The 8,164-nt window shown below is 70.8% G+C and carries 8 protein-coding genes; all 8 read right to left on the bottom strand.

Features of this window, described 5'->3' with window-relative positions:
• Positions 1 to 295: 295 nt before the first annotated feature.
• Positions 296 to 1,195: a CopD family protein gene (locus PKA16_RS15040; protein WP_324404377.1), complete on the bottom strand. Its 900-nt coding sequence runs from the start codon at positions 1,193 to 1,195 to the stop codon at positions 296 to 298.
• A 10-nt stretch (positions 1,196 to 1,205) separates the two neighbouring features.
• Positions 1,206 to 1,619, bottom strand: coding sequence for a copper resistance protein CopC (locus PKA16_RS15045; RefSeq protein ID WP_324404379.1), 414 nt, complete (start codon positions 1,617 to 1,619; stop codon positions 1,206 to 1,208).
• 84 nt (positions 1,620 to 1,703) lie between these two features.
• A complete protein-coding gene (locus tag PKA16_RS15050) occupies positions 1,704 to 2,102 on the bottom strand; it encodes a Na+/H+ antiporter subunit G (protein ID WP_324404381.1) in 399 nt (132 codons plus the stop codon).
• Between the two features lie 619 nt (positions 2,103 to 2,721).
• The gene (locus PKA16_RS15055) at positions 2,722 to 3,000 is read right to left on the bottom strand and encodes a K+/H+ antiporter subunit F (protein WP_324404383.1); all 279 of its coding nucleotides are present in this window, start codon (positions 2,998 to 3,000) and stop codon (positions 2,722 to 2,724) included.
• The gene (locus PKA16_RS15060) at positions 2,997 to 3,491 is read right to left on the bottom strand and encodes a Na+/H+ antiporter subunit E (protein ID WP_324404385.1); all 495 of its coding nucleotides are present in this window, start codon (positions 3,489 to 3,491) and stop codon (positions 2,997 to 2,999) included. The genes PKA16_RS15055 and PKA16_RS15060 overlap by 4 nt, the downstream gene beginning before the upstream one ends.
• The gene (locus tag PKA16_RS15065) at positions 3,488 to 5,191 is read right to left on the bottom strand and encodes a monovalent cation/H+ antiporter subunit D (RefSeq protein ID WP_324404387.1); all 1,704 of its coding nucleotides are present in this window, start codon (positions 5,189 to 5,191) and stop codon (positions 3,488 to 3,490) included. Before PKA16_RS15065 ends, PKA16_RS15060 begins: the two co-directional genes overlap by 4 nt.
• A 61-nt stretch (positions 5,192 to 5,252) precedes the next feature.
• Positions 5,253 to 5,645, bottom strand: a complete 393-nt coding sequence (locus PKA16_RS15070) for a Na+/H+ antiporter subunit C (RefSeq protein WP_324404389.1) — start codon at positions 5,643 to 5,645, stop codon at positions 5,253 to 5,255.
• Positions 5,645 to 8,164, bottom strand: a 2,520-nt coding sequence (locus tag PKA16_RS15075) for a monovalent cation/H+ antiporter subunit A (protein WP_324404391.1), incomplete at its 5' end; no start/stop codon positions are given. The genes PKA16_RS15075 and PKA16_RS15070, both read right to left, overlap by 1 nt.

Consider the following 8,164-nt stretch of genomic DNA (forward strand, 5'->3'; position numbering starts at 1 on the left):
GTGTGACTGTCTCACGCAACAGGCGTGGTGTCGAGGTTTTGCAGACGTTCCCTAGCTAACGGGATACGCGAGATCCGTGTGTGTATGCAGCCCTCCAGTAGCAGCAGGGGGGCCGCGACGAATCGGAACACAGTCAGGACCACGGTCGCTTGGTCGTAATCTGCGGCCTTGGCTTGGCCATTGATTTCTTCTCGATGCGGATTCCGTCGAGCGGAGCGATGCGAGGCCGAGGTGCACGTCCTTGACCAGCCTGGATGCTCGGGTTGACCAGGTGCCGACCCTGCGGCCAGAGCGGTCACTCGGGCGGCATCGTGACCGCGAGTCTGGCCGCCATGATCACCACCAGCACGAGGATCTGGGCCTCGACGATCAGGACGGTGCCAAACGATGCGGCACCGGTGTCCTCGCCGCGATCCAGGCGCTTCAGCCAGCTCCAGCGGTTCCACAGGCCCAACGCCACCGCGAGGCCGACCATGAGCACCTTCGCCGCCAGCAGCTGGAAGTAGGGCGACATCATCGGGTGCTCGGCCGAGCCGAGCATGCGCACGCCGTTGGCGACGCCGGAGAGCAGGGCGAGCGGCACGGCCACGGTCGCCACGCGCGACAGGCGGTGTGCCAGCCGGCTGCGCTCGGGGGGCGTCCATGCCGGCCACTGGCGCAGGTTGAGGGCGCCGACCGCCACCACGCCGACCCAGGCGCCGGCGCCCAGCACGTGCAGGGTGTTGACCAGCGCCGCGCCGCCGAGCAGGCCACGGTCGGCCACGTGGCCGCTGGCGGCGAGGGCGTAGGCCAGCGCGACCAGGGCAGCGAGCTGCAGCAGCGGGTTCGATCCGGCGCTCGTCCGGCCGTCGACCGCGGGCTCGGCCGGGATCAGGACCAGCACCAGCCAGGCGATGAGCCCGACCGAGGCCGTGCGGCCGAAGCTCGTCTGCGTCAGCACCAGCCACAGCGCCGCGGGCAGCTCGGCCGGGCGAGCATCGGTCATCGCCTGGGTGGCGGCCAGCAGCCAGGCGGCCAGGCCCAGTCCCAGCAGCCAGGTTGCGCGGCGCGCGAAGCGTGGCACGCGCGCCGCCGCTGCCGGCGCGAGCGCGTCGTGCACCAGCACCAGGCCGATGCAGACCGCGAGCGCGGTCGCGACCCAGGCGGCGCCGATCGGCTGCAGCCAGCTTGCCACCAGGCCCATCGAATCGGCCATGGGGCGGTGTCTATTTCACGCTGAAGCGATAGGTTCCGTTCAGGCGGTGGCCGTCGCGCGCCACCGTCGTCCATCGGACTTCGTAGATCCCCGCGGCAAGTGCGGGCAGGGCCGCGCACATCCGGGGCGGTGGGCCGGCCTGGACGCTGGACGGTGCGGCATTGACCTGCTGGCCGCTGGCGTCATGCACGCTCAGGTGGCTGAGGGCCGGCTCGATGGCGCTGCTGAAATCGATGCAGGCCTGGCCTGGCGCCTCGACCGTGGCGTCGGGCGCCGGATCCTGGGCGGCGATCCGGGTATGGGCCTGCGCCAGGCTGCTGCCCGCCAGCACCGTGGCGGCGGCGAGCAGGCGCAGGGCCAGCCTGGCGGGTGCGTGAGATGGGGTCGGCAGCGGGGCGTGGCGGAGCGTGGGCTTGGCGTGCATGATGGGATCCTCTGTGCAGCCATGGTAATCGTGCCCGGCCCGGTTCGCACGGCCGGGCGGGCGGTCTCGCCCGCCCTGGGCGGGTCAGCGAGGCGGCGGCTCGGGGTCGGCGGCATCCGGTGCCGGCGGGTGCTCGGCTGGCTGCAGGGGTGGCGGCAGCTGGTCACCCCCCGGCTGGCGCCGGTTGCGAAACAGCGCGGCCCGGCTCAGCAGCACGGTGGTGATCGGCACGGTGATCGACAGCAGGATGATCAGGAGCCAGGCGCGCAGCTCGATCCGCTCGTTCTGCAGCGAGAAATAAAGCATGGTGGCGAAGCTGACGCACCAGGCGCTCCAGGTCACGATCAGGGCCGGCGGGTGCAGGCGCTGGAAGAAGTTCTTCAGGTGCACCACGCCCCAGGCGGACACCAGCGTGAACACGGCGCTGGCCAGCAGCAGCAGCGCCACGATGATTTCGGCCCACAGGGGGATGGTGGAAGTCATGCGGACCTGCTCCTGCACTGCGCCGTCATGGTTCGGTCCAGCGTCCGGGTTGCCCGTCGCCGAGCGTCCGGGCGCGAACGCATTCTTGCAGCCTCCGATCGGTTGGGGTGATTTATGGGCGGGTGGGGTCGGCCGCTTGATCGAATTCGCGGGCCGATCCCCGCTAGCGGGGCCCCTCGTCCTTCGCTCATTCTTGCGGCCTCCGAGCGGTCGGGATGATTCATGGGCTGGTGGGGTCGGCCGCCTGATCGAATTCGCGGTCCGATCCCCGCAAGCGGGGCCCCTCGTCCTTCGCTCATTCTTGCGGCCTCCGAGCGGTCGGGATGATTCATGGGCTGGTGGGGTCGGCCGCCTGATCGAATTCGCGGTCCGATCCCCGCAAGCGGGGCCCCTCGTCCTTCGCTCATTCTTGCGGCCTCCGAACGGTCGGGATGATTCGTGAGCTGTTGGGGTCGGCCGCTTGATCGAATTCGCGGGCCGATCCCCGCAGGCGGGGCCCCTCGTCCTTCGCTCATTCTTGCGGCCTCCGAACGGTCGGGATGATTCGTGAGCTGTTGGGGTCGGCCGCTTGATCGAATTCGCGGGCCGATCCCCGCAGGCGGGGCCCCTCGTCCTTCGCTCATTCGATCACCTCCCCTCTCAGCAGGAACTTGGCCATGGCGCTGGAGCCGACGAAGCCGAACAGGGCGATCAGGAGGGCGGCTTCGAAGAAGACGTCGCTGGCGTAGCGGATGCCGACCACCAGCACCAGCAGCATGCCGACGTTGTAGATCGAGTCCAGCGCCAGCACGCGGTCCTGGGCCGAGGGGCCGTGCAGCACGCGCCACAGCAGCAACAGCATGGCGACGCCGTAGGCGAGCAGGGTGGCGGTGATGGCGACGGAAAGAAACGGGCTCATCGTTCGAAGATCTCGATCAGGGGCTGTTCGTAGCGGCGCTTGTAGAAGGCGATGAAGGCCGCCTCGTCGGGCGCATGCCAGACGTGCAGGTAGAGGCTGCTGGCGTCGCGCGCCAGCTCGCACCAGACGGTGCCCGGCACCACGGTGGTGACCATGGCCAGCGCGGCCAGGCCGGTCGGGTCGCGCAGCTCGAGCGGGATGTGCACGAAGCGCGCATGCAGCGGATGGCCCGGGCGCGTGACCAGGGTGCGGAACACCATCAGGTTGGACTCGAGCACGTCATGCCCGACCGCCAGGATGAAGCGCGCAATGGTGAGCGGGTGGCGCACGCGCGGCACGACCGGGCGCAACGACGCCAGCAGGGCGGGCGCGCCCAGGCCCAGCAGCACGGCCAGCAGCACGTGGCCCGGGCTGAGGGAGCGGTTCAGCACCAGCCACAGGGCAATCAGCATGGCGCTCAGCAGGGGCGACGGCAGCAGGCGGCGCTTCATCGGCGCAACCCTCCTTCGCCGTTGGCGATGGGCGAGGGCACCGGCTTGGTGGCGAGCACGGTGCCGATGTAGGCCTTGGGGTCGTGCAGCCCGCGCGCCGTGGCGTTGGCGTAGCGCAGCACGGCGTCGGCCTGCCAGACCAGCACGCCGACCAGCAGCAGCAGGGCGGCGATCGGCACCGTCTCGACCACGCGCAGCCGTGGCACGGCCCGGTCCACCGGTGCCCAGATGTGGCGGATGCCGGCACGCGACAGGCCGATGACGGCGAGCAGGCCGCTGACCACCAGCAGGCCCAGTAGCACCCACGCGGCCGTCGAGACGGACGCGTCCTGGCCGAAGCCGGCCGGATTGAGCAGGGCCGAGAGCATCACCACCTTGCCGACGAAGCCGGCCAGCGGCGGCAGGCCGGCCAGCGTCAGGCCGCAGACGATGAAGGCCAGGCCGAGGAAGGCCGTGGCCGCGGGGATCGGCAGGCCGATCAGGGCCTGCTCGTCCTCGTCCAGGTTGACTTCGCGCGTTGGCACCAGGTCGACCGGGTAGGCGAAGGCGTCGTCGGACTGCACTTCGCCGACGTAGAGCGGCCGCTCCTCGGTGTCGCGCGCGCGGTCGAGCAGCTCGGACAGCAGGAAGAAGGCGCCGATGGCCAGCGTCGAGCCCAGGATGTAGTAGAGCGCGCCGCCTGTCACCGCCGGCTGGCCGAAGCCCAGCGCCGCCAGCAGCGTGCCCGAGGAGATGATGGCGCCGAAGCCGACGATGCGCCCCAGGTGCCGCGTGGCCAGCATCCCGGTGGCGCCGAAGGCCAGGGTGGCCATGCCGATGATGGCCAGGGCCTGCCCGCCGAACAGCGCCGAGACGCCGGCGTCGCCTGGGAACAGCACGGTCCAGACGCGCAGCACGGCGTAGGCGCCGAGCTTGGTCAGGATGGCGAACAGCGCCGCCACCGGCGTCGAGGCGGCCGAGTAGGCGCCCGGCAGCCAGAAGTTCAGCGGCCAGGCAGCCGCCTTGACCAGGAAGCCGACCGCCAGCACGGCGGCGCCGGCATGCAGCAGGCCGCGGTCGTCGGGCGGGATGAAGGGGACCTGGATCGCCATGTCGGCCAGGTTCAGCGAGCCGGTGACGCCGTAGAGGATGGCCACCCCGATCAGGAACAGCACCGAGGCGATCAGGTTGACGGTGATGTAGTGCAGGCTGGCGTGCACGCGGGCCCAGCCCGAGCCGTGCAGCAGCAGGCCGTAGGAGGCGGTGAGCAGGATCTCGAAGAAGACGAACAGGTTGAACAGGTCGGCGGTGAGGAAGGCGCCGGCCAGGCCCATCAGCTGCAGCTGGAACAACGGGTGGAAGTGCACGCCGGCGCGATCCCAGCGCGCCACCGCGTAGAGCAGGGTGGCCAGGCCGAGCACGCTGGTGAGCAGCAGCATCATGGCCGACAGGCGATCGACCACCAGGGTGATGCCGTAGGGTACCGGCCAGTTCGAGGGCAGGTAGACCCCCACCGCCTGCGGCTCGCCGCTGTGCTGCACCCAGACCACGAGCGCGATCGCCACCGCCACGCCCAGCGCGCAGGACAGCACGTTGGCCAGGGCCTTCAGCGGGCGCCGCGTGTCGCCCAGCAGCAGCATCAGCGCCGCCGTCAGCATGGGCAGCAGGATCGGCACCACGATCAGGTGCGGCATGAACTGGGCGACCCAGCGCGCGCTCACTGGACTGCCCTCCGTCCTTCGGACTGCGGGAGCGAGCGCCTTCGGAGCGGCCGGACGGCGTTCATGGATGCGGCTCCTGCAGCTCCAGCGGGGGCACGGGCTCGCCGCGCTCCTCTTCCGGTTCGTCGCCGTCCACGTGGTCGGTGCCCGACAGGCCGCGCGAGGCCAGCAGCACGACCAGGAACAGCGCCGTGGTCGCAAAGCCGATCACGATCGCCGTCAGCACCAGGGCTTGCGGCAGCGGGTCGGTGTAGTTCTCCAGGTTGGGCACCAGGCCGGGCTGCACGATCGGCGCGCGCGCCAGCTGCAGGCTGCCCATGGCAAAGATGAACAGGTTCACCGCATAGGACAGCAGCGCCAGGCCGATCGCCACCTGGAAGGTGCGCGGGCGCAGCACCAGCCAGACGCCGGCGCCGCCGAGCACGCCGATGGCGAGCGCCACGATGACTTCCATCAGCCGGCCTCCGCGGGGTTCGCGTCTTCCAGCGCCTGGCGGTGGCTGCGCACCGACTGGTGGGCCAGCGCGGTCAGGATCAGCAGCGTCGAGCCGACCACGACGGCGAACACGCCGGCATCGAAGAAGGTGGCGCTGGCAAGCTCGACCTCGCCCACCAGTGGCAGTGTCAGGTGCATGGTGTGCGAGGTCAGGAAGGGGAAGCCGAACCACCAGGAGCCCAGGCCCGTGGCCAGCACCAGCAGCAGGCCGACGGCGATCCAGCGGATCACGCGCAGCGGCAGGTGGGCTTCGACCCAGAGCGTGCCGCCCACCATGTACTGGGCGAAGAAGGCGATCGACAACACCAGGCCGGCGACGAAGCCGCCGCCCGGCTGGTTGTGGCCGCGCAGGAACAGGTAGGCGGCGACCACTGCCGCCACCGGCGTCAGCAGCCGCACCAGCACCGCTGGTACCAGCATGTAGCCGAGCGCGGTGTCGCGCGCGGTGCGCGGGTTGATCAGGTCGCTCACCAGATCCGGCGGCGTGGCCTGCTGCTGCGGCGGCAGCGACACCACCTCGCGCGGCGGACGGAAGCGTCGCAGCAGGGCGTAGACCGTGAGCGCGACGATGCCCAGCACCGTGATTTCGCCCATGGTGTCGAAGCCGCGAAAGTCCACCAGCATCACGTTGACGACGTTGCTGCCGCCGCCCTCGGGCAGGGCGCGGTCGATGAAGAACGGCGAGATGCTCTGCGGCGCGGTGCGCGTCATCATGGCAAAGGACAGCGCGGCCAGGCCGGTGCCGCAGATCAGCGCGATCAGCAGGTCGCGCGCGCGTCGCAGGCGCACCAGCCAGCCTTCGCGCGGGGCCTGCTCGGGCAGGCGTTTGGGCAGCCAGCGCAGGCCGAGCAGGAACAGGGCGGTGGTGACCACCTCCACCGTCAGCTGGGTCAGCGCCAGATCCGGCGCAGAGAACCAGAGGAAGGTCAGCGCCACGCACAGGCCGACCACACCCGTCATCACCAGCGCCGCCAGGCGGTGGAACTTGGCCTGCTGCGCCGCGCCCAGGGCACACACGCCGCCCAGCAGCCAGAGCAGGGCGAATTCGGCGCTGGCGGGCACGCGCTCACGGTCGCCCCAGCTGACGCCGCCGAGCCACAGCGCCGCGGCGGCGGCCAGCGTCGCCGCCAGCACCAGCAGCAGGACCTGCGGCTGCAGGCGCTGTGAACTGAGCAGGCGCGTGGCGCGCCGGCAGCCGCGATCGAGCAGCAGCAGCGCGCTCTGGAACAGCCGTTCGCCTTCCAGCCAGCGCCAGCTCGGCGGTTCGTGCAGCCGCCCCCGGGCGTGGGCATGGCGCAGGAGGTGGTACAGCAGCACGCCGCCGACGAGGGCGATCGTGCTCATCACCAGCGGCTTGTTGAAGCCGTGCCACATCGCCAGGCTGTAGTCGGGCAGCTGGCCGTTGACCACCGGCGTGGCCGCCAGCGCCAGTGTGGCGCCCACCATCCACTGCGGCACGATGCCGACCAGCAGGCACAGCAGCACCAGGACCTCGATCGGCATGCGCATCCAGCGCACCGGCTCGTGCGGCGTCAGGGGCAGGTCGGTGGCCGGCGGTCCCATGAACACCCCGACCGCGAAGCGCAGCGAATAGACGACGGCGAAGATCCCCGCCACCGTGGCCGCGATCGGCAGGCCGGTGTCCAGCCACGGCACGCTGGTCAGCTGCACCGTCTCGGAGAAGAACATCTCCTTGGACAGGAAGCCGTTGAGCAGCGGCACGCCGGCCATCGCGGCGCTGGCGACGAAGGCCAGCGTGCCGGTCACGGGCATGGCGCGCCACAGGCCCGACAGGCGGCGCAGGTCGCGTGTGCCGGTCTCGTGGTCGATGATGCCGGCGGCCATGAACAGCGAGGCCTTGAAGGTCGCATGATTCATGATGTGGAACACCGCTGCCACCGCGGCCAGCTCGCCGTTCAGTCCCAGCAGCAGGGTGATCAGGCCCAGGTGGCTGATGGTGGAATAGGCCAGCAGGCCCTTCAGGTCCTGCTGGAACATGGCCACGCCGGCGCCCAGCACCAGGGTGATCAGGCCGGCGCCGGTGACCAGCCAGAACCACTCGGGCGTGCCCGACAGCGCCGGCCACAGGCGCGCCAGCAGGAACACGCCGGCCTTGACCATGGTGGCCGAGTGCAGGTAGGCCGAGACCGGGGTGGGCGCGGCCATGGCGTGCGGCAGCCAGTAGTGGAACGGGAACTGCGCGCTCTTGGTCAGCGCGCCCAGCAGCACCAGCACCAGCATCGGCGTGTAGAGCGGGTGCGCGGCGATGCGCTCGCCCGCTGCCAGCACGGCGTCGAGCTCGTAGCTGCCGACGATGTGGCCCAGGATCAGCACGCCGGCCAGCAGGGCCAGGCCGCCGGCGCCGGTGGTGATGAGCGCCATGCGCGCCCCGCGCCGGGCGTCGCGGCGGTGGTGCCAGTAGCCGATGAGCAGGAAGGAGAACAGGCTGGTCAGCTCCCAGAAGAACACCAGCTGGAT

The organism is Ottowia sp. (assembly GCF_035325765.1).
Taxonomy (GTDB): Bacteria; Pseudomonadota; Gammaproteobacteria; order Burkholderiales; family Burkholderiaceae_C; genus Ottowia.